Here is an 18,200-nt window from a genome sequence, read left to right as displayed (position 1 = left end):
CATGAAAACCCTTGGCCTGGCGCAATGGCTCCAACCCGTGCGCAGGCCCGGATGGGGTCTGCGGTGGCTGGCCGGCGTCGGTGCGCGTCGGCCGGGCCGGGCGGCGCCGGTGGCCGCAGAAGGTGTTGCGGCGGGCGCCTTTGTTGAAACCGTTCAGGAACACGGCGGTGATCGAGGCGGCCAGGATACCGGATTCGACCGGCGCCGGATCAGGTCAGCAGGGCCTTCACCAGATCGAGCTGGCGGTCCGCACGTTCGGTTTCCAGCTCCAGGCTGGCTTCGATGCGGTCCAGGTGGCCGACCATGCAGGCCACCGCAGCGTCCGCATCGCCGGTGCGGCACACGCGCAGAAACTCCGCGTGCTCGCCGGACGAGCAATGCGGGTCGTTGGACGAGTGGTACAGCATGGCGATGAGCGAGCTGCGCGCCACCAGGTCGCTGACGAGCTGCGCCAGCGTCTGGTTGCCGGTGGTTTCCGCCAGCGCGACGTGGAAGTCGCCCAGCAGTTTTTCCTGCACCCGGCCGGTGGTGGTGCGGCCATGGAGCGTGTTGCGTTCGAAGCGGATGTGCTGCTCCAGGAGCTGGTAGTCGGCCCGGGTGGCCTGCGCCACGAACAGGCGCACGACTTCGACCTCCAGGATGCGGCGGACCGCAAAGACCTCGCGCGCTTCCTTCACGCTCGGGCGGCTGACGAACGAGCCCTTGTCGGGAACCGTCTCGATCAGCCGGTCCTTGGCCAGCATGACCAGCGCCGCGCGGATCTTCGTGCGGCTGACCGAATAGACGCGCCCCAGGGCCTCCTCGCGCAGCCAGGTGCCAGGCGGCAGGCGCTTTTCCACGATGGCGGTGGCCAGGTCGCGGGCGATGCTCTCGATGGACGCCTGGGCCGCGTCGTGCGGCGCCAGCGGGGCGGCGGGCGAAGGGGCAGGGACAGGGGAGGCTTTGGCGGCGCGGGGCATGGGGCGGATTGTGGCGGCACGGCTGGCGGCCCCGGCGCCCCGGCGGGGAAGGCCGCAGAGGCTGCGGGGCGAAGATCAGCATCTTTTTGGCCTCCCACCCTAGGGAATCATGCGCTGGCAGCTATTGATTTAATAGCATGATGCTTGGCGCCGTCGCCTGCAGAGGGCGTCGCTTCTCGCTCAGCCGTGCGCACCGGTCGCCAGCGTGAAGCCAGCCAGCGCGCCCGACATCGCCTTGGGCAGCGGCCGCGCCAGCTCGCCGTGCTTGCTCGTGCGCAGGCGCAGCGTGACCAGCGACTCGACCAGGGCGGTGGCGGCCGCCACGCCGTCGATCACCGGCACGCCCAGCGTCTGGCCGATGTGCTCGCACAGGTCGGCCATGCCGGCGCAGCCCAGCACGATCGTGTCGCAACCGTCTTCGGCCAGGGCACGCCGGCATTCTTCGGTGATGCGCTCGCGCGCGTCCGAGCCCGGCACTTCCAGTTCGAGAACGGGCAGCTCGCAAGCGCGCACGTTGGCGCAAAAGCGCTCCATGCCGTAGATCTCGGCCAGGTGCCACGCCTGGCCCATGGTGCGGCCCAGCGTGGTCACCACGGAAAAGCGCGTGCCCACCATGCTGGCCAGGTGCATCGCCGCCTCGGCGATGGCGACCACGGGGCCGCGCGCCAGTTCGCGGGCGGCCTTCAGGCCGGGGTCGCCGAAGCACGCGATGACGTAGCCGTCCACGCCCGCCGCCTCGCCCTTGGCGATCTCCTGCAACAGGCCGGGCACGGCCAGCGCCTCGTCGTAGTGGCTCTCGATGGAGGCCGGCCCCATGGCCGGGCTGACGGCGACGATCTCGGTGCCCGGCCGCGCCACGGCGCGTGCGCAGGCCCCGATCTTCTCGGTCATGCTCCAGGTGGTGTTGGGATTGATGATCTGGATGCGCACGTCGGTCAGCTCTTTCGGTTGAAAGCCAGGTAGATGGCAAAACCCAGGCCCATGCCGATGAACCAGGCGTAGCTCGCCGCGCCGCGCCAGGCCGGCACGAGCACGCAGAGGATGGGCACCAGCGCCGCCGGCACCATGGTGTAGACCGCCTTGGGGTTGTAGCCCTTGCTGTACCAGTAGATGCCCTGGGGGCTCATGGTGTAGAGCGCGTCCACATCGATGCGCTGCTTGCGCACGAAGTAGTAGTCGGCGATCAGGATGCCGAACAGCGGGCCGATGAACGAGCCCAGGATGTCCAGCGTGTAGTGGATCACCTGCGGGTTGTTGTACAGGTTCCAGGGCGTGATGAAGATCGAGCCCACGGCGGCGATCATGCCGCCCGTGCGCCAGCTGATGTGTTGCGGCGCCACGTTGGAAAAGTCGAACGCGGGCGACACGAAGTTGGCCACGATGTTGATACCGATGGTGGCGATCATGAAGGTCAGCGCGCCCAGCACCACGGCGGTGGTCGAATCGATGCGGCCCACCGTGTGCACGGGGTCGGTGATGAGTTCGCCGAAGACCGGCAGCGTGGCGGCGGTGGTCACCACCGTCAGCAGCGAGAAGAACACGAAGTTGACCGGTAGGCCCCAGAAGTTGCCTTTCTTCACCGCGTCGAAGCTCTTGCCGTAGCGCGAGAAGTCGCCGAAGTTGAGCATCGGTCCGCTGAAGTAGCTCACCACCAGCGCGATGGCCGACAGCATCACCGGCACCGCGTCCCAGCCCTGAAAGCGCACGCCGCCCAGGTTCAGGTCGATGTTCTTCCAGCCCGCCTTCCAGACCAGCCAGCCGCACAGGATCGCCATCACCACATAGACGCCCGGGCCGGCCCAGTCGATGAAGCGGCGAATCGCCTCCATCCCGTGCCAGAACACCAGCGCCTGCAGCACCCACATCACCATGAAGGCGACCCAGCCCAGCGTGGACAGGCCGGCGAAGCCGTGCCGGCTGACGTCGGCATACACGTCGAGCGACGGGTAGAAATGCAGCGCCAGGATCATGAAGGCGCTGGACGCCAGATAGGTCTGGATGCCGTACCACGCCACCGCGATCAGCCCGCGGATGATGGCCGGAATGTTGGCGCCCAGCACGCCGAACGAGGCCCGGCAGATGACGGGGTAGGGCGCGCCGGTCACCTGGCTGGGCTTGGCCACCAGGTTGCAGAAGAACTGCACGATCAGGATGCCCACCAGCAGCGCCACCAGCACGTGCCAGCTCGACAGCCCCAGCGCGAACAGGCTGCCGGCGGTGACGTAGCCGCCCACGCTGTGCACGTCGGACATCCAGAACGCGAAGATGTTGTATTGGCCCCAGGTCTGCTGTTTGAGCGGCGCCAGGTCTTCGTTGGTCAGCCGCGGGTCGTAGCCCGGCTTGATGAGCGCTTCGCCGTGGTGCGGGGAGGCGCCGGTCTTCGGCGGCATCGGCAATTCGGCGCCGGGTGGGGTGACTGCAGGGTTCACGGTGCTCTCCTCAGGGGAAGGTTCTGGCCGGACAAGCCGCCGGTATCGGCGGCGCATTGCAGACGTGTTTGTATACAAAAAATGGATGCATTCAAAGGGCTCAAGCGTCCCGGCGGGCTGGTGCTTACCCGGTTGCCAAAACGGCTGGCGAGGAGCAAATGGCCGGCAGGCGCCCCTTCAGACTCTTCCAAGCCGCGCCTTTCTGCGGCTCGCCGCGTCGGGTCGCGTCCTCCCGCAACGCTCGCGTTAACTCAGGCATACCGATTGCCCTGCCCCAAGGAATCTCAACAAGGAGAACGACATGTGGCAGTTGGATGTGGAGTGGACGGAACTGGTGCTGCGGGGCGTGCTGGTGTACGGCGCGCTGCTGCTGATGCTGCGGGTGTCCGGCAAGCGGACGGTGGGGCAGTTCACGCCCTTCGACCTGCTGGTGATCATGCTGCTGAGCGAGGCGGCCAGCAATTCGATGACCGGGGGCGACGACTCGCTGGGCGGCGGCCTGCTGGTGTGCCTGGTGCTGATCGTGATGAACACCATCGTGGGCTTTCTCTCGGCCCGCAGCCGCCGGCTGGAATCGCTGCTGGAGGGCGAGGCGGTCCTGGTCGGCCGGGACGGAAAGATCTTCCATTCGATCCTGCGGCGGCACCACGTGTCGCGCAGCGACATGGAAAAAGCGCTGCGCTCGGCGGACTGCGAGGAGGACGAAGTGCGCCTGGCGTTTCTGGAGGCCGACGGCAGCCTCGTCATCCAGAAAAAGCAGGGCGGAAGCCAGTGGGAAGACTGAGAGGGCAGGGACGCCAGGAAGCGCGGCGGCAGGGACTACGGATGCGATCAGGAACGCGGCTTGCCAGACCCGGCAGGCCAGTCCGCCGAAGTGCCATGGCCTTCGCGGGCTGCGTTCCCATCCACTTTCATCCAGGTGAGGTCTCTATGAAAAACAAGCAGTTCTTCCTTTCTGCGGCGATGGCCGCAGCCCTGGCGCTGTCGGGCGCTGCGGTGGTGGCCCAGGGTACCGGCGGCCAGGGCGGCTCGGGCCAGGGCGGTTCCGGCCAGGGCAGCTCGGGCATGGGCTCGACGGGGCAGGGCTCCACGGGTTCGGCCGGCATGAACTCCAGCGGCGCGACCAATGGCTCGGCCAGCGGGCAGGCCGGCAGCCAGTCCGGCAACCAGCGGCAACTGGCCAGCGCCGACGCCTCGTTCATGAAGAACGCCGCGCAAAACGGCCATGCCGAGGTGAAGGGCAGCCAAGTGGCCCTGCAAAAGGCCAAGGATCCCAAGGTGCGTGAATTCGCCCAGCAGATGATCGACGACCACACGCAGGCCAACCAGGAACTGATGGCCATCGCCACGGCCAAGAACGTCAAGCTGCCCGATGGGCCGTCGATGATGCAGGAAGGCAAGCTCAAGCTGCTGTCCGCCGCCGATGGCGACGACTTCGACCGCCGCTACGTCGAATCGATGGGCCTGCAGGCGCACCGCGACACCATCGCGCTGTTCCAGAAGGCTTCCCGCAACGCCAAGGACCCCGAGGTGAAGGCCTTCGCGACCAAGACGCTGCCCAAGCTGGAGCACCACCTGTCGATGGCCCAGCAACTGCCGGGCGCCAACGACAACACCAAGGCCAGCAAGAAGTAACCCGGGGGCGGCAGGGCGACAGCGCGCAGCGCGCCGGCCAGGGCGGCCGCGCGCTTGGCCGCCCTGCCGGACCCTTGCGTGGCGGCCGCCTTGACCGTCCGCTTTTGCCGTCCGCCTTTTACCGGCCGCCGTCCAAAAATGCCGGCAAATCTTGCAGGCCGGCCGGCTCAGCGAAGGCTGCCGGGTCGAGCCAGTCAACCCGCTTGACCGGTCCAGCCCGCTGCCAATGCGCTCGTTTCGTATCGACCGCCTGATCGCGCGGTCCTGCCCGGAAAGACCACGACCATGACCGATACCGCCGTCGCTTCCCCGGACCCGTCGCCTGCCGCGCCAGGCCACGCCTCGCCGCATCCTGAATCAAGTCACTCCGCTTCGCCGCACCATGCCACGCCGCATGGCTGGCGGCGCTGGCTGTACGCCACCAGCCACAAGGACATCGGCTCGCTGTACCTGCTGTTCAGCTTTGCGATGTTCCTGGTGGGTGGCGTGTTCGCGCTGCTCATCCGCATCGAGCTGATGCAGCCCGGGCTGCAGTTGCTCAACCCGGAGCTATACAACCAGCTCGTCACCATGCACGGACTGATCATGGTGTTCGGCGCGATCATGCCGGCGTTCGTGGGCTTTGCGAACTGGATGATTCCGCTGCAGATCGGCGCCTCCGACATGGCGTTCGCGCGCATGAACAACTTCAGCTTCTGGCTGCTGTTCTTCGCCGGCGTGCTGCTCATCTCGTCGTTCTTCACCACCGGCGGCGCGACGGCGGCGGGGTGGACGCTGTATGCCCCGCTGACCTTGCAGATGGGGCCGGGCATGGACGTGGCGATTCTCGGTATTCACCTCATGGGGATCAGCTCCATCATGGGCGCCATCAACATCATCGTGACGGTGCTGAACATGCGCGCGCCGGGCATGACGCTCATGAAGATGCCGCTCTTTTGCTGGGCGTGGCTCATCACGGCCTACTTGCTGATCGCGGTGATGCCGGTGCTGGCCGGCGCGGTCACCATGACGCTGACCGACCGGCATTTCGGCACCACGTTCTTCAACGCCTCGGGCGGCGGCGACCCGGTGCTGTACCAGCACATCTTCTGGTTCTTCGGCCACCCCGAGGTCTACATCATGATCCTGCCGGCCTTCGGCATCGTGAGCCATGTGGTGCCCGCCTTCGCGCGCAAGCGGCTCTTCGGCTACAGCTCGATGGTCTATGCGCTCGCGTCCATCGCGATCCTCTCGTTCATCGTGTGGGCGCACCACATGTTCACGACCGGCATGCCGATCACGGGGCAGCTGTTCTTCATGTACGCCACGATGCTGGTCGCCGTACCCACGGCCGTGAAGGTGTTCAACTGGACGGCCACCATGTGGCGCGGCTCGATGACGTTCGAGACGCCCATGCTCTTCGCGGTGGGGTTCATCTTCGTGTTCAGCATCGGGGGGCTGAGCGGGGTGATGCTGTCCATCGCGCCGGTGGACATCCAGTACCACGACACGTATTTCGTGGTGGCGCACTTTCATTACGTGCTGGTGGCAGGGTCGCTCTTCGCCATGTTTGCGGGCTACTACTTCTGGGTGCCGAAGTGGACGGGGGTGATGTACTCGGAGCGGCGCGGGCAGGTGCACTTCTGGCTGTCGATGGTGTCGCTCAACGTCACGTTCTTTCCGATGCATTTTCTCGGCCTGGCCGGCATGCCGCGGCGCTATGTGGACTATGCGGCGCAGTTCACCGACTTCCACCGGCTGACCAGCGTGGCGGGCATCGTCTTCGGGCTCGCGCAGGTTTACTTCCTGTTCGCTATCTTGCTGCCAGCGCTGCGCAAGCGCGGTGCGCCGGCCCCGCAACGGCCGTGGGAAGGGGCCGAAGGCCTGGAGTGGGAAGTGCCGTCGCCTGCGCCCATGCACACATTCGTCACGCCGCCCCGGCTCGACGAAACCGCCACGCGGGTGCTGCCGTGAACGCGCTGGCGCAGCCCATCGGCGCGCCGCGCGCCCTGCGCCGCTGGCGGCTGCGGCGCAACCTGTCGCTGTCGCCGCGGCAGTACCTCACGGCGTATGCGGTGGCTGCGGCAGTGCTGGCGGCGCTGGGCCTGTGGTTTCTGGTGCTGGGATTTTGGCCGGTGGCCGCGTTCTACGGCGTGCAGGTGCTGGGCCTGGGCATCGCTTTTTGGCACGGCGCCCGGCATGCGCTGGACGGCGAAGAGGTGGTGCTGTACGACACGGGCGAGCTGGAGGTCTGCGCCACCTGTGGAGCGCAGGAGCGGCGGCACCGCTTTCCGGCAGCGTGGTGCCGGTTCGAGCGCACGCCGGCGGGCCGGGGGACGGCACCGCCCGGTTTGTGGATCGCCTGTGGCCGCCAGCGCATCGCGGTCGGCCGGCATGCCTCGCGGCTGCAGCGGGAGCGGCTGCACCAGGAGTTGCGCGCGGCCGTCCGGCGGCTGGCGGCATTCGGCGCTGTGGACGAGGGCGGTGCGCTGCCGGGTGACGGGCACCGCTGGCAGGGCGACGGCGCCAGCGTGTTGCGCTGAGTGGTGCGCGGCTGGCCAGTGCGTGGCTGCCGGCCTGCCCGGTGATCGATCAGGGGCTGGAGGCGCGCCGGGCCGCGAGTGGCGCCAGCGAGTCGCGCAGGCGGTCGTGGGTGCGCGGCGCCTGGGAATCGAGCGCTTGCTCCACGTGCCCGATGTGCGCCAGCATGCGTTCACGGGCGAGCGCCGTATCGCCTTGCTCGATGGCCTCGACGATGGCGGCATGCTCCGCGCACGATTGGCTGGCTTCGTGGCGAGACTGGTAGAGCGAGGCCGCCAAGGTGGTGCGTGCGGTGAGGTCGCGCAGGATGCCGCTCAGGCTGCGGTGGCCCAGCGCTTCGGCCAGGCACACATGGAAGTCGGCCAGCAGGAACGCACGGGTTGCCGCATCGGCGCCCTCGATGGCCTGTTGCTCCTGGGCGATGTGGTCGCGCAGGCGGTGCACGGCGGATTGAAGCGGGCGGCCTGCTTCGGCCAGGATACCCGCCTCGACGATGCGCCGTGCCGAGAAGGCATCGCGCGCATCCTCGACCGAGGGTTCCACCACGTACCAGCCGCGGCGCGTGCGCACTTCGACGAAGCCGCGCGCCTGCAATTGCATAAGCGCTTCGCGCACCAGGGTGCGGCTCACGCCGAAGAGGGTGGCCAGGGCCTGTTCACCCAGGCGCTCGCCGGGTGCCAGCTTCTGCGCCAGGATCGACTCCACCACTTGCTGGGCGATCTGCGTCTGGCTGCTGGCACCGTTCATGGCGGGGGTGGGGCTGCCGGGCTGGCCGGTCAGCGGGGCAGGGCGAGCATGGACGCGCCGCCCGCGCCTGCGTGCTTGTCCAGCGTGAAGCCGGCCACGGTGCGCGACAAATTGTGCGCCTGCTCGTTGAGCACGGCCGAAGCGGCGGTGGATTCCTCGACCAGCGCGGCGTTTTGCTGCGTGGCGCGGTCCATTTCGGCGACGGCCTGGTTGATCTGGCCGATGCCGGCGCTCTGCTCGGTCATCGAGCCATTGATCTCGCCGATGATCTGCGTCACGCGCTGGATGCTGTCCACGATCTCGCCCATGGTCTCGCCCGCTGCGCGCACGCGCTGGGTGCCGGTCGTCACGCTCACGCCCGAGGCGTCGATGAGCGTCTTGATTTCCTTGGCCGCCGTCGCACTGCGGTGCGCCAGGCTGCGCACTTCGCTGGCCACCACGGCGAAGCCGCGGCCGTTTTCGCCGGCACGGGCCGCTTCCACGGCGGCGTTCAGCGCCAGGATATTGGTCTGGAAGGCAATGGAATCGATCACGCCGATGATCTCGCCGATCTTGGCGGAGGACTTGGAGATCTCGTCCATGGTGCTGACCGCGCTGGCCACCACTTCGCCGCCCTTGCTGGCCGATGCGCTGGCCGAGGTGGCCAGGCGCGTGGCCTGCGCCGCGGCTTCGGCCGACTGCTTGACGGTGACGGTGAGCTGCGACAGCGAGGCCGAGGTTTCCTGCAGGTTGCTGGCAGACGTCTCGGTGCGGTTGGACAGATCGTGGTTGCCGGCCTTGATTTCGTCGGTGGCCGTCTTCATGGATTCGACGCCGTGGCGCACGTCTTGCAGCACGGTGCCGATCTTGTCCACGAACACGTTGAACGACGAGGCGATCTGCGCCACTTCATCGTTGCCCGACACGGGCAGGCGGTGCGTGAGGTCGCCGCTGCCCGAGCCGATCTCGTCCATGGCGTCGCGCACTTCCGACAGGCGGCGGAACGACTTGGCGGTCAGCATGGCGCCCACGGCCGCGGCCAGCAGGGCCAGCAGCACGATGGCCACGGCCAGCGTTTGCAGCACGCTCTTGAGGCCGGTGGTGGCCTCGGCCTTGTCCAGCGCCACGATCAGCTGCCAGTCGGTGCCCTGCACCGGGCGGGCCTTCAGCAGCTTGGCGCTGCCGTTCAGTTCCACTTCCATCGGCCGGGTGGCGCCCGTGAGGGAGGCCATTGCGGCCGGGGTCAGCAGGGGCGAGAGTTCAGTGACGGGCTTGAGGCTGAGCTTGGCATCCGCGTGGGCGAGGATCTGCCCATCGCTGTTCACCACGAAGCCCAGGCTGCTCGGCGTCGGGCGAATGGCGGACACCACTTCGCGCACGCCTTCCAGCGGCACGGCGCCGTTCACCACGCCTTGCAGGGCGCCGCTGCGCAGCAGCGGGGCGACGAAGGCCACATAAGGCACCCCGGTGGTGGAGTCGCCGTACGGCTTGGTCACGGCGAGCTTGCCGGCCTGCACCGCGGCCTTGTACCAGGGGCGGGCCGTCGGGTCGTAGCCCGCAGGCGTCTGCGTGGTGGACTTGAAGGTCTTGTCCTCCCAGCCCACGGTGGTGATGGGAAAGCCGTTGGCCTTGCCCATCAGCGCGACGAAGCCTTGCGGGTCGCCAATTTCCACCACCGCGGCGGTGGCGTTCACCGCCGCTGCCTTGGCCGACACCCACTGGTCGATGGCCATGGTGTTGCCCGCCGTGATCGCGTCCAGATCCTGCTCGATGGTCTGGAACGTGTTGGCGCGGGTGATGGTGTAGGTGGCAGCCCCGGTGACTGCGAGTGCGCAGACGACCGTTGCGGTGCTGATGATGAGGATCTTGGAGCGCAGGGACTGGATCATGGCGAAACCATTGCGTAAAGAAGGCTGCATTACACCGTAAATAGGGTTACCAATGTTTACAGCAATCTGGAATGGGCGTGGAAACGTCAGTCGGTGCGGCCGGCGTCCGGCTCGGGCGCCTGGCCGTTCAGCACGGCATGGGCGCGCTCGCGGTCGATGTCGCCCTCCCATGAGGCGATGGCCACCGTGGCCACGCAGTTGCCGATCAGGTTGCCCACCGCGCGGGCGATGCCCATGAACCAGTCCACCGACAGTACCAGGACCAGCCCGATGGCGGGAATCGCCGGAATGGCGTGCAGCGTGGCCGCCAACACCACGATGGCCGAGCCCGGCACGCCGTGCGCGCCCTTGGAGGTCACCAGCGAGATCGCCAAGATGGTGAGCAGGTCCGCCATCGAGATCGGCGTGTTCGTGGCCTGGGCGATGAACACCGCTGCGAGCGTGATGTAGATGGAGAACGCATCCAGGTTGAACGAGTAGCCCGTGGGAATCACCAGGCCCACGGTCGAATCGCGAATCCCCAGGTGCTTGAGCTTGGCCATCACCTGCGGCAGCACGCTGTCCGACGACGTGGTGGCGAAAACCACCGCCAGTTCCTCGCGCAGGTAGCGCAGCAGCTTGAACAGGCTGAAGCCCGAAAACCGCATGATCAGCCCCAGCACTACCACCACGAAGATGAACACCGCCGCGTAGAACAGCGCGACCAGCAGGCCCAGTTGCTTGAGCGAGCCAATGCCGTACTTGCCCACCGTGAACGCGATGGCGCCCAGCACGCCGAGCGGCGCGAGTTGAATGATCAGGCCCATGGCCTTGAACAGCACGGCGGAAAAATCATCGATGAGCGACACCACCCGCGCCCCGCGCTCCCCCACCAGCGACAGCGCACAGCCGAACACGATGGAAAACAGCAGCACCTGCAACACATCGCCCGTGGAGAACGCGCTGATGGCCGTGTTCGGAATCAGCTTGAGCAGAAAGTCGCTGAAACCCCCGCCTGCCAGCTTGTTGGCGTTGTCGGCATAGGCACCCATGGCCGAGGCATCGAGCGCCCGCGGGTCCACGTTCATGCCCACGCCCGGCTCGAACACGAAGGCCAGCACCAGCCCCAGCAGCAGCGCGATGCTGGTGACCACTTCGAAATAGATCAGCGACTTCATACCTACGCGGCCCACCCGCTTCAGGTCGCCCGTGCCGGCAATGCCGTGCACCACCACGCAAAAGACGATGAGCGGAATCAGCATCTTGATCAGCTTGATGAAGCCGTCGCCCAGCGGCTTCAGTTGCACCGCCCACTGGGGCCACAGCAGCCCGACGATGACACCGGCAATCAAAGCCAGGACGACCCGGCCGAACAGGGAGCGGAAAAAGCGTTGCATGGAGTCTCCGGGAAGTCGTGACATTGATTCACAAATCTTGCATACAAGAAATGTAGACATTCACGGCCCGCTCGGATTCGGGGTTATCCCGCGTGTGGCGTCGGGTCCACGGATGAGCGCTCTGGGACGTGAGTTGCTAGATGCGCAACTTATTGCAATGGATTTTGGTGACTGATAATCAATGGAGCGCAGCTTAATGCTGGGCCTCTGGCATTCGCAACAGCGGATTGAGGCATGCAAAAAGGGGGTGATGACCATGCACGCCAGGGCGAAGGTGCCGCGGGCGTCACCCGGCAATGGGCTTTCGGTTGCGCGATGGTGCAAGCCGCTATGAAGCGGTTTCCGGTCAACGCGGTGCTGGTTGGGCGTACGTCGTGTTCAAGAACGTCCCGCCCGAACGCACCGACCCCTCGCGGCTGCCCGACTCCGCCGTCATGCAGTAACCGGTAGCGGGCAGCCGCTGTCCCTCTCAGCTCAACAGGTCATGCAGCGTCCGCGCCACCACCTTCGTCGCGCGGCGCAGGTCTTCCAGGTCCAGGCGTTCGTCGGCGCGTTTGGCGTGCGATTCCAGCACGGTGCGGGGGCCGGCGCCGTAGATCACGCCGGGAATGCCGGCTTCGCCGTACAGGCGCACATCGGTGTACAGCGGCGTGCCCATGGCGGGAATCGGCTGGCCGAAAAGCGCTTCGCCGTGCTTTTGCAGGGCGGCGACGAGCGGGGCATTGCCGGGCAGTGGCTGCATGGCGTTGGCGAGCAGCAGGCGCTTGATGTCCACGGTGATGCCGGCGCAGCCTGCGGCGGCCTCGGCGATCACGCGGCGGATGTCGGCTTCGACCTCGGCCGGGTTCTCTTCGGGGATCATGCGGCGGTCGAGCTTGAACACCACCTTGCCGGGGACCACGTTGGTGTTGGTGCCGCCTTCGATGCGGCCCACGTTCAGGTAGGGGTGCTCGATGCCATCGACCTGCGATGTGACTTGCTGGTAGCGGGCGTTCTGTGCGTAGAGCGCGTTCAGGATGGCGACCGCGCCTTGCAACGCATCCACGCCAGTGTGGGGAATGGCGGCGTGGGCCATCTTGCCGTGCACGGTCACTTCCATCTGCAGGCAACCGTTGTGCGCGGTGACGACTTCGTAGCTGAAGCCGGCGGCCAGCAGCAGGTCGGGCCGGGTCAGGCCCTGGCGCAGCAGCCAGCCGGGGCCCAGTTCGCCGCCGAATTCTTCGTCGTAGGTGAAGTGCAGTTCCACCGCGCCCTTCGCCGGGCGGGCCACGGCCTCCAGGGCGCGCAGGGCGAAGGTGAACGATGCGAAGTCGCTCTTGCTCACCGCGGTGGCGCGGCCGTAGATCTTGCCGTCCACGATGGTGCCGCCGTAGGGGTCGTGCGTCCAGCCTTCGCCGGGCGGCACCACATCGCCATGGGCGTTGAGCGCCACGGTGCGGCCGCCAGCGGCGGTGGCGTCCGGGCCGTAGGGCCGGCGCACGATCAGGTTGGTGATCGATTCCATGCCGTAGGCCTTCACGTCGGCGTCGGGCACGGGGTGGCGCTCGGCGGCGTAGCCGAATTCCTGGAGCAGCTCGGCGGTGCGCTCGGCGTGCGGGGCGTTGTTGCCGGGTGGCGTGTCGGTGGGCACGCGCACCAGCGCTTGCAAAAAGCGCACTTCTTCATCGAAGTGCTGGTCGATCCAGGCGTCCAGTGATTGGTAGGTGCTCATGGGGTTTCGGTGGCCAGTTGGTTCAGAAGATGGGAGAAGGCATCGACGGCGAGCTGCATGTCGTCGCTGGTCGTGCTTTCAAGAGGGTTGTGGCTGATGCCGCTGTTCAGCCCGCGCACGAAGAGCATGGCCTGCGGCATGATTTCGTGCAGTTTCATCGCGTCGTGGCCGGCGCCGCTGGGCATGCGGTACACCGGCACGCCCAGCGCGTCCACGGCGCGCTCCCAGCGCTGCTGCCAGGCCGGCGCGCTGGGCGCGGCGGCGGCACGCATGGTTTCTTCCAGCGTGTAGTGCAGGCCGCGGCGCGCGGCGATGGATTGCAGGGCGGCCAGCACGTCGGCCACCAGCGCGTCGCGCTGCGCATCGGTGGGCGCGCGCAGGTCCAGGCTGAACTGGCAGCGCCCGGGCACCACGTTGATGGAGCCCCCGGGCACGTTCAGCAGGCCCACCGTGCCGACCGAATCGCCGTCGCGCGCGGCACGGGCCTCCACGGCCAGGATGAGTTCAGCCACTGCGGCAGCCGCGTCGCGGCGGCGGTCCATGGGCGTGGTGCCGGCATGGCTGGCCATGCCGTGCATTTCGCCCACGAAGCGCACGCTGCCGTTGATCGAGGTGACCACGCCCAGGGGCAGGTCCAGCTCGTTCAGCACCGGCCCCTGTTCGATGTGCACCTCGACGAAGCCGAGGTAGCGGGCCGGGTCGCGCTGCAGTTTCGGAATGTCGTCGATGCACAGGCCGGCGTGCTGCATGGCTTCGCGCAGGGTCACGCCGTCGGCGTCCTTCTGGTCGAGCCAGGCCGGGTTGAAGTCGCCGATGAGCGCGCCCGAGCCCAAAAAGGTGGCCTTGTAGCGTTGCCCTTCCTCTTCCGAAAAGCCCACCACTTCGATGCCGAAGGGCAGGCGCTGGCCGCGGCGGTGCAGTTCGCGCACGCAGGCCATGGGCACGAAGATGCCCAGGCGCCCGTCGTATTTGCCGCCGTTGCGCACCGTGTCGTAATGGCTGCCGGTCATGAGCAGGCGGGCATCCGGCGTGGCGCCGTGGTAGCGGCCCACCACGTTGCCCACCGCATCGATGGCGACTTCGTCGAAGCCGCACTCGCGCATCCAGTGGCTGATGCGTTGCGCGCAGGCGCGGTGCGCATCGGTGAGGTAGGTGACGGTGAGCTGGCCCTTTTCGGCAAAGCCCGGGTCGCTGTGCTGCGCCAGGGTTTCCTGCCAGTCCCACACGCCGTTGCCCAGCGTGGGCTCCACACCGAACAGATCGTTCAGGCGGATCTCGGCGATGCGGTGGATGTTGCGCAGTGCCTCGGCCAGTTCGAAGTCGGGCGGGTTGGAGAGCCTGCGCGCGAAGGTGTCGATGATGTCCTGCTTCGCCAGCCCCGTGCCGCGCGGGCCGCGCACCGCCAGGATGAACGGAAAGCCGAAGCGCGCGTTGTAGTCGGCGTTGAGCTGCTGAATGCGCGCGAATTCCTCGGGCGTGCATTGCGTGAGGCCGGCCTTGTTCTGCTCGCGCGCCGATTCGGCGGTGAGGGCGTTGGCCACCATGGCCTTGCCCGCCAGCTCGGGGTGGGCGCGCACCAGGGCCAGTTGCGCATCGCGCGGCGCCTGGGCCAGCACGCGCACCATGGCGTGCTTGAACTGCGCCAGCGAGCGGAACGGCCGCGCGGCCAGCGCCTGCTCGGCGATCCATGGCGAATGCTCGTAAAGGCCGTCCAGCAGGCGCGCAGCCTCTGGCGCGTCGGCGGCGTTGAGTTGTTCGAGGGTGAGGGGCATGGCGTTCACTCCGGACAGGGATGGGCCTCGGCCCAGTGGCGTGCGATGTCGATGCGGCGGCACACCCAGACGTGGTCGTGCCGCTGCACATGGTCGAGAAAGCGCTGCAGCGCGGTGATGCGGCCGGGACGGCCGAGCAGCCGGCAGTGCATGCCGATGCTCATCATCTTGGGGCGGTCGTCGCCGGCCGGGTCGCCCTCGGCATACAGCGCGTCGAACGTGTCCTTCATGTATTGAAAGAACGGATCGGCGTGCGAATAGCCCTGCGGCAGCGCAAAGCGCATGTCGTTGCAATCGAGCGTGTACGGCACGATGAGCTGCCGGGCCGTGCTGCCGTCGGTCTTGGCGACCTTCATCCAGAAGGGCAGGTCGTCGCCGTAGTAGTCGCTGTCGTAGGCGAAGCCGCCGTAATCGGCCACCAGGCGGCGCGTGTTGGGGCTGTCGCGGCCCGTGTACCAGCCTGCGCCGTGGATCGCGCCGGGCGTGCCGTGCCGCTCGCCGGTCAGTGCCTGCAGGATGTCCATGGCCTCGGCCATGTGGGCGCGCTCCACCGCCTCGGGCACGTTCTGGTAGTGGATCCACTTGAGCCCGTGGCAGGCGATCTCGTGGCCCAGTTCCATGAAGGCGGCCGTCACGTCCGGATGGCGCTGCAATGCCGTCGCCACGCCGAACACGGTGAGCGGCAGGCCGCGTTTTTCAAACTCGCGCAACAGGCGCCATACGCCGGCCCGCGAGCCGTATTCGTAGATGCCTTCCATGCTGATGTGCCGTTCGGGATAGCTGGCGGGGTTGAACATTTCCGACAGGAACTGCTCGCTGCCCGCATCGCCATGCAGCACGGCGTTTTCGCCGCCCTCTTCGTAGTTCAGCACGAACTGCACGGCGATGCGGGCATGGCCCGGCCAGCGCGCATGCGGCGGATTGCGGCCATAGCCCACGAGGTCGCGCGGGTAGGGCAGGGTGGCGTCGTAGATGGGGGCGGCGGTCATCGGGTCCTCAGGAAAGAGCCATGGAGATGTCGTTGGGGGGCAGCTTGCGGTCGAACGCCAGGCTGGCCTGCACGTGCAGCAGGTGTGCGTCCATCAGGCGCACGGCGCGCTCTTCGTCGCGCGCGGCCAGGGCTTTCACGATCTCGGCGTGCTCGTCGTGCGAATGCGCGGCCTCGTCGGCGCTCTGGTACATGAGCGTGATCAGCGCACAGCGCGAGATCAGCTCGCCCAGCATCTGCGCCAGGACCTGGTTGTCCATCAGCTCGGCCATGCGCACGTGGAAGTCGCCCAGCAGTTCGGTGCGACCCTGCACGTCGGCCTCGTCCACGGCGGCCTTCTCGCGCGCCACGTGCTCGCGCAGCGCGCGGATGCGGGCGGGCGTCACTTCGCGCACGAAGGCGCGGGTCATCTCGGCCTCCAGCATGCGGCGCACGGCGAACACCTGGCGTGCCTCGTCGGCGGAAGGCGCGGCCACGAAGGCGCCGCGCGCGGGGGCCAGGCGCACCAGCCGCTTTTGCGACAGCTGAAACAGCGCCTGCCGCACCAGCGTGCGCGAGACGCCGAAATGGTCGGCCAGCTTCTGCTCCGCCAGCTTGGCGCCCGGCAGCAGGCGGTGATCGACGATGGCCCGGGTCAGGTGGCTGACGATCGCGCTGGTGGTCGATATTTCCATCGGCCGCATGATAGCGGTGGCCTGCCAATGTGTATACAGTTTTGGTGGACGAAGTGGCTCGCCGCGTTCGGCCAGAATCTTCGGATGACCGCCCACCCATCTCCATCTGCCGCTGCTTTCCAGGCGTCGCCCGTGGCGCCATCGCTTTCGACGGCACCGTCCCCCAGCGACCCTGCGAAGTTCCTGCGCCATCTGTACGACGTGGCCGTGCATGCCGCCCTGCCGGTGCACGGCCTGGCGGCACACCTGCCGTCCCCGCCGCGCGGGCGCACGCTGGTGCTGGGCGCCGGCAAGGCCGGCGGCTCGATGGTCCATGCGCTGGAGGCGCTGTGGCCGGCCGATGCCCCCCTGTCGGGCCTGGTCGTCACGCGATACGGCCATGTGCCCGAGCGGCCGCCGGGGCTTCCGCAGCGCATCGAGATGGTCGAGGCCGCGCACCCGGTGCCCGACGCCGCCGGCATGGTGGCGGCCGAGCGCATGCTGGCGCTCACGCAAGGGCTCACGGCTGACGACCTGGTGCTGTGCCTGATCTCGGGCGGCGGCTCCGCGTTGCTCACCTTGCCGGCCGAAGGGCTGACGCTCGCTGAAAAGCAGCGCATCCACCGCGCACTGCTGGAAAGCGGCGCCGGCATTGCCGAGATGAACTGCGTGCGCAAGCACCTGTCGCGCATAAAAGGCGGCCGGCTGGCCGCAGCGTGCGCGCCAGCCCGCGTGGTCACCCTGGCCATCAGCGACGTGCCGGGCGACGACCCGGCCGTGATCGCCAGCGGCCCCACCGTGCCCGACGGCACGACCTGCGCCGAAGCGCTCGACATCCTGGCGCGCTACCGCATCGACATTCCCGCGCCCGTGCGCGCGGCGCTGCAGGCCTGCGCGCTGGAAACGCCGAAGCCCGGCGACGCCGCGTTCACCGGCCACGCCGTGCGCCTGATCGCCACGCCGCTGCAGTCGCTGGAAGCCGCCGCGGCGGCCGCCCGTGCGGCCGGTGTGGCGGCGTACATCCTCTCCGACGAGATGGAGGGGGAGTCGCGCGAGGTCGGCCGCGTGCACGCCGCCCTGGCGCGTTCGGTGGCGCAGCGCGGCCAGCCGTTTGCACGGCCCTGCGTCATCCTGTCGGGCGGCGAAACCACCGTGACCGTGCGCCCGCAGACCGACGGCACAGCACGCGGGCGCGGCGGCCGCGCCGGGGAGTTCTGCCTGGGCCTGGCCCAGGCGCTACAGGGCCAGCCCGGCGTGTGGGCGCTGGCGGCCGACACCGACGGCATCGACGGGGTGGAGGACAACGCCGGCGCGATCGTCACGCCCGACACGCTGGAGCGAGCCCGCCGCGCCGACCTGTCCGTCGCCCGCCACCTCGACCGCAACGACGCCTACGGTTTCTTCTCGGCGCTGGGCGATCTGGTGATGACCGGGCCCACGCACACCAATGTGAATGATTTCAGGGTGCTATATATTTTGTAGCGCACTGCCCTAGGGGAATATGCGCTGGAGGCTGTTTTTATTCAAATCGTACGCTGGCCG

Annotated in this window: 15 protein-coding genes; 5 read left to right on the top strand and 10 right to left on the bottom strand. The window is 67.8% G+C overall.

Annotated features, from left to right (window positions below; translation table 11 throughout):
* Positions 1 to 209: 209 nt before the first annotated feature.
* The 3 genes from BLT03_RS13280 to BLT03_RS13270 all read right to left on the bottom strand — a co-directional run bounded on the left by BLT03_RS13280 (position 210) and on the right by BLT03_RS13270 (position 3,349).
* Positions 210 to 959, bottom strand: coding sequence for a GntR family transcriptional regulator (locus BLT03_RS13280; RefSeq protein ID WP_092744232.1), 750 nt, complete (start codon positions 957 to 959; stop codon positions 210 to 212).
* 180 nt (positions 960 to 1,139) lie between these two features.
* The gene (locus BLT03_RS13275; RefSeq protein ID WP_092744231.1) at positions 1,140 to 1,889 is read right to left on the bottom strand and encodes an aspartate/glutamate racemase family protein; all 750 of its coding nucleotides are present in this window, start codon (positions 1,887 to 1,889) and stop codon (positions 1,140 to 1,142) included.
* Between the two features lie 5 nt (positions 1,890 to 1,894).
* The gene (locus BLT03_RS13270; RefSeq protein ID WP_092744230.1) at positions 1,895 to 3,349 is read right to left on the bottom strand and encodes an NCS1 family nucleobase:cation symporter-1; all 1,455 of its coding nucleotides are present in this window, start codon (positions 3,347 to 3,349) and stop codon (positions 1,895 to 1,897) included.
* Positions 3,350 to 3,689: 340 nt separating this feature from the next.
* Here BLT03_RS13270 and BLT03_RS13265 point away from each other — a divergent pair, with 340 nt between their 5' ends.
* The 4 genes from BLT03_RS13265 (at position 3,690) to BLT03_RS13250 (ending at position 7,545) form a co-directional block, all read left to right on the top strand.
* Positions 3,690 to 4,172, top strand: coding sequence for a DUF421 domain-containing protein (locus tag BLT03_RS13265; RefSeq protein ID WP_092744229.1), 483 nt, complete (start codon positions 3,690 to 3,692; stop codon positions 4,170 to 4,172).
* Positions 4,173 to 4,318: 146 nt separating this feature from the next.
* Entirely contained in the window at positions 4,319 to 5,023 is a 705-nt protein-coding gene (locus tag BLT03_RS13260; protein WP_245711376.1) for a DUF4142 domain-containing protein, read from the top strand.
* A gap of 285 nt (positions 5,024 to 5,308) precedes the next feature.
* Positions 5,309 to 6,976: a cytochrome c oxidase subunit I gene (gene ctaD, locus BLT03_RS13255; RefSeq protein WP_092744228.1), complete on the top strand. Its 1,668-nt coding sequence runs from the start codon at positions 5,309 to 5,311 to the stop codon at positions 6,974 to 6,976.
* Positions 6,973 to 7,545: a DUF2244 domain-containing protein gene (locus BLT03_RS13250; protein WP_175537749.1), complete on the top strand. Its 573-nt coding sequence runs from the start codon at positions 6,973 to 6,975 to the stop codon at positions 7,543 to 7,545. The genes ctaD and BLT03_RS13250 overlap by 4 nt, the downstream gene beginning before the upstream one ends.
* 49 nt (positions 7,546 to 7,594) lie before the next feature.
* Here the strand turns inward: BLT03_RS13250 and BLT03_RS13245 are convergent, their stop codons facing one another.
* The 7 genes from BLT03_RS13245 to BLT03_RS13215 form a co-directional block, all read right to left on the bottom strand.
* Positions 7,595 to 8,290, bottom strand: coding sequence for a GntR family transcriptional regulator (locus tag BLT03_RS13245; protein ID WP_092744226.1), 696 nt, complete (start codon positions 8,288 to 8,290; stop codon positions 7,595 to 7,597).
* A gap of 29 nt (positions 8,291 to 8,319) precedes the next feature.
* Positions 8,320 to 10,158: a methyl-accepting chemotaxis protein gene (locus BLT03_RS13240; RefSeq protein WP_092744225.1), complete on the bottom strand. Its 1,839-nt coding sequence runs from the start codon at positions 10,156 to 10,158 to the stop codon at positions 8,320 to 8,322.
* An 86-nt stretch (positions 10,159 to 10,244) separates the two neighbouring features.
* Positions 10,245 to 11,534: a C4-dicarboxylate transporter DctA gene (locus tag BLT03_RS13235; protein ID WP_092744224.1), complete on the bottom strand. Its 1,290-nt coding sequence runs from the start codon at positions 11,532 to 11,534 to the stop codon at positions 10,245 to 10,247.
* Positions 11,535 to 12,003: 469 nt separating this feature from the next.
* Positions 12,004 to 13,245 (bottom strand): M20 family metallopeptidase, encoded by a 1,242-nt coding sequence (locus BLT03_RS13230; RefSeq protein WP_092744223.1) that lies wholly within the window; start codon positions 13,243 to 13,245, stop codon positions 12,004 to 12,006.
* Entirely contained in the window at positions 13,242 to 15,017 is a 1,776-nt protein-coding gene (gene uraD, locus BLT03_RS13225; protein WP_092744263.1) for a 2-oxo-4-hydroxy-4-carboxy-5-ureidoimidazoline decarboxylase, read from the bottom strand. The genes BLT03_RS13230 and uraD overlap by 4 nt, the downstream gene beginning before the upstream one ends.
* Positions 15,018 to 15,022: 5 nt before the next feature.
* Positions 15,023 to 16,006, bottom strand: a complete 984-nt coding sequence (gene puuE / locus BLT03_RS13220) for an allantoinase PuuE (RefSeq protein ID WP_092744222.1) — start codon at positions 16,004 to 16,006, stop codon at positions 15,023 to 15,025.
* A 7-nt stretch (positions 16,007 to 16,013) separates the two neighbouring features.
* A complete protein-coding gene (locus BLT03_RS13215; protein ID WP_092744221.1) occupies positions 16,014 to 16,688 on the bottom strand; it encodes a GntR family transcriptional regulator in 675 nt (224 codons plus the stop codon).
* Positions 16,689 to 16,763: 75 nt separating this feature from the next.
* On the opposite strand from BLT03_RS13215, the gene BLT03_RS13210 reads away from it, so the two are divergent.
* Entirely contained in the window at positions 16,764 to 18,140 is a 1,377-nt protein-coding gene (locus BLT03_RS13210) for a glycerate kinase type-2 family protein (RefSeq protein ID WP_092744220.1), read from the top strand.
* Positions 18,141 to 18,200: the final 60 nt, after the last annotated feature.

Source organism: Paracidovorax valerianellae (assembly GCF_900102625.1).
GTDB lineage: Bacteria > Pseudomonadota > Gammaproteobacteria > Burkholderiales > Burkholderiaceae_C > Paracidovorax > Paracidovorax valerianellae.
This window is presented reverse-complemented; position numbering and strand designations above follow the sequence as displayed.

Coding starts and splice junctions, on each gene's coding strand:
- BLT03_RS13280 (WP_092744232.1), bottom strand. CDS start 959: ATGCCCCGCGCCGCCAAAGCCTCCCCTGTCCCTGCCCCTTCGCCCGCC.
- BLT03_RS13270 (WP_092744230.1), bottom strand. CDS start 3,349: ATGCCGCCGAAGACCGGCGCCTCCCCGCACCACGGCGAAGCGCTCATC.
- BLT03_RS13265 (WP_092744229.1), top strand. CDS start 3,690: ATGTGGCAGTTGGATGTGGAGTGGACGGAACTGGTGCTGCGGGGCGTG.
- BLT03_RS13260 (WP_245711376.1), top strand. CDS start 4,319: ATGAAAAACAAGCAGTTCTTCCTTTCTGCGGCGATGGCCGCAGCCCTG.
- ctaD (WP_092744228.1), top strand. CDS start 5,309: ATGACCGATACCGCCGTCGCTTCCCCGGACCCGTCGCCTGCCGCGCCA.
- BLT03_RS13245 (WP_092744226.1), bottom strand. CDS start 8,290: ATGAACGGTGCCAGCAGCCAGACGCAGATCGCCCAGCAAGTGGTGGAG.
- BLT03_RS13240 (WP_092744225.1), bottom strand. CDS start 10,158: ATGATCCAGTCCCTGCGCTCCAAGATCCTCATCATCAGCACCGCAACG.
- BLT03_RS13235 (WP_092744224.1), bottom strand. CDS start 11,534: ATGCAACGCTTTTTCCGCTCCCTGTTCGGCCGGGTCGTCCTGGCTTTG.
- BLT03_RS13230 (WP_092744223.1), bottom strand. CDS start 13,245: ATGAGCACCTACCAATCACTGGACGCCTGGATCGACCAGCACTTCGAT.
- uraD (WP_092744263.1), bottom strand. CDS start 15,017: ATGCCCCTCACCCTCGAACAACTCAACGCCGCCGACGCGCCAGAGGCT.
- puuE (WP_092744222.1), bottom strand. CDS start 16,006: ATGACCGCCGCCCCCATCTACGACGCCACCCTGCCCTACCCGCGCGAC.
- BLT03_RS13215 (WP_092744221.1), bottom strand. CDS start 16,688: ATGCGGCCGATGGAAATATCGACCACCAGCGCGATCGTCAGCCACCTG.
- BLT03_RS13210 (WP_092744220.1), top strand. CDS start 16,764: ATGACCGCCCACCCATCTCCATCTGCCGCTGCTTTCCAGGCGTCGCCC.